We start from the raw sequence: 2,334 nt of genomic DNA on the forward strand, positions 1-2,334 counted from the left end.
AAAGGATTGATTCATCAGAGTGCCATTGACTCGCAGGGTGCCAGGGTTCAGCGTTGTCAAAGGAGAAATCCAATCGTGAAGAAACACGCTGCCTGCAGCAAGATTGCCTGTATTGGATACTTGTATCCTGTAATGGACAGTAGAGCCAGGCTCCGCAATTAAAGGACTTGCAAAAATTACGATGGTTACGATTGGCCGCAGTATTTCGACACTGACCGTATTGGACAGTACATGATCGGAGACAACGCGATCATCCGGCAGACGGAAATTAAATAAGACATCGGCATTGCTGGTAAGCTGAGTCTGTTCGGCGGAAATCGCAACGGTGTTGACCGTAACCAGGAATGTGACTATGATTTGGTTTTTAGCTGGCAATTGTCCGACATAGACGGAACTGGATAGCAGTGAGTTGCCATATGGAGCTCCATTCACCGTCAAGCTTCCGAGCACGTAGGAGCTGCCCTCTGGGATAAAATCAGACAGCCAAATTTCTGCAGCAATGTTGCCTTTGTTTGAAATGATTAAGGTATAGGTCAAGGTATCGCCCAAAGTAGCCTTTGGCTGCAGGACGGACTCTACGACCGTAACCGCAGGATCGTACACCTCCAATGAAATAGAATTGGAAGTCATTTTTTGTTTGTTGTCACCGAGTTGCAGGATAAGCTCTGCGTCATTCACAATCCGCCCGGATGAGGGAACCTGGGTAACGGTGATTTGAAACTGCAGAGATAAGGTAGCATGAGGGGGCAGCTCGCTAAGTGAAATGCCGACAACGGGATTAGCTGACGGGTAGGAAGTTTGCCCGATTTTTACGCTTCCCGCAACGAAGCTAGCTCCGGTGGGCAGCCGATCTACGAAAAGCATTTTATTAACCGTATTGCTTCCTTCGTTCTTGATGGTGAATAGAAATGTGACGGTATCTCCGACAAAGGTATAGGGTCTATCTGCATGTTTCTTAAAGCTGATTTTCGTTTCCTCGAAAGGAATGATGACGGTATTAGACTTGGAGCTTCCCGTTGCTGATCTTCCTCCTGATGTATGGAAGGTATAAGTGGCAGTAGCTTGATTTCTTAGTTGTGAAGAAGGGTGAAGCACGATGACTTGAAAGTTTACCTCGATATGCTGGCCAACATGAATCGTCCCCACATAGATGCCCTTATCGGGTCTAGCCATTGGCATGGGAACGCCATCTACAATGACGCTGTTAGGAACCAGCGAAGTCCCGTCCGGCATGGAGTCAAAAAAGGTAACTTGTGCATCCAAGTTACCCTTATTGGCTATTGTCAAGGTGTAAGTCACGATCTGACCGAGCGAGGCTTCAGACGTATTCGCCTTCTTCCTTATCGTAATGACAGGACCAACCACAGGGGTATCAACGGTGTTCGAATAGGCGTGGCTGGTCATGTTGCCTGAACTGAAACGGACAACGGATTGATTAATTAAATGTTTGGGAGGTTGGGATTCGGCCGTCATACGACCGTCACCTCGAATGTAACGGTGACAGATCCTCCGGCGGGAATTGTGCTGAGCGGAACTCCTGTACCAGGATTCTGGCCTGGTCTAGGGGAGCCATTAACCGTTACACTGTCTGTGACGAATACAGTTCCAGTCGGGATTGGATCCGTAAGAACAACATTGTTGATCGCTTCTATGCCGCCATTGGTGACAATTACTGTGTACGTAATCGTGTCGCCAACGACCGCGTCAATAACATTGGAGCTTTTCACCACTATAACATCTGGTGAGGATACTGGAATCACGAGCGTGTTGGAAGCAACGGAGCCTGACAGCACGCGTCCATCTGGCGGCGAGTAGGTGTAGTTGGCGGTTGCTGTGTTCACTAATTGCTGCGGAGATGGCAACGATTCTACGTTGACGGCCAGCGATATTTTCACAGTAACCGTATCGCCTGGAGGGATGACTCCAGCATTGATGCCGGTTGCTGGATCGGCGCCTGGTTGAAGTTGGCCGTCGACAATTACGCTGTTAGGGACAAATTGGGCTCCCGTTGGAATTGTGTCGAACACCGTTGCAACCGCTGGCAGATTCCCGGAATTGTGGAGGGTAAGCGTGTAAACGACCGTATCGCCGACAGTGGCATTGGTTGTATTTGCGCTCTTAATGAGAGCGATAATCGGTTGATAGACCGGCACGATGACTGTGTTGGAGAAGGCCGAGGCGGCAAAGGCGCCGCTTGTGAAGCTGACAGACGATTGATTCGTAAGCAGCCCGGATAACGGCAGGGCCGTAACGGTGACTTTGAAAGAGATCGCAACGGTTGTGCTCGGCAGAATGCTGCCAAGCGAAATCCCTTTGGTCGGATCAGCGGTAGGT

At 49.6% G+C, this 2,334-nt stretch carries 1 protein-coding gene and 1 pseudogene; both read right to left on the bottom strand.

The genetic code is table 11. The features are described 5' to 3' along the window. Positions 1-1,473, bottom strand: a pseudogene (locus AC1DUA_RS34210) (hypothetical protein); the annotation flags it as partial. After that, the coding region (locus tag AC1DUA_RS34215) for a COG1361 family protein (protein WP_477503981.1) at positions 1,470-2,334 on the bottom strand (865 nt) is incomplete at its 5' end. The pseudogene AC1DUA_RS34210 and the gene AC1DUA_RS34215, both read right to left, overlap by 4 nt.

The organism is Paenibacillus sp. 01T422 (genome assembly GCF_056398785.1).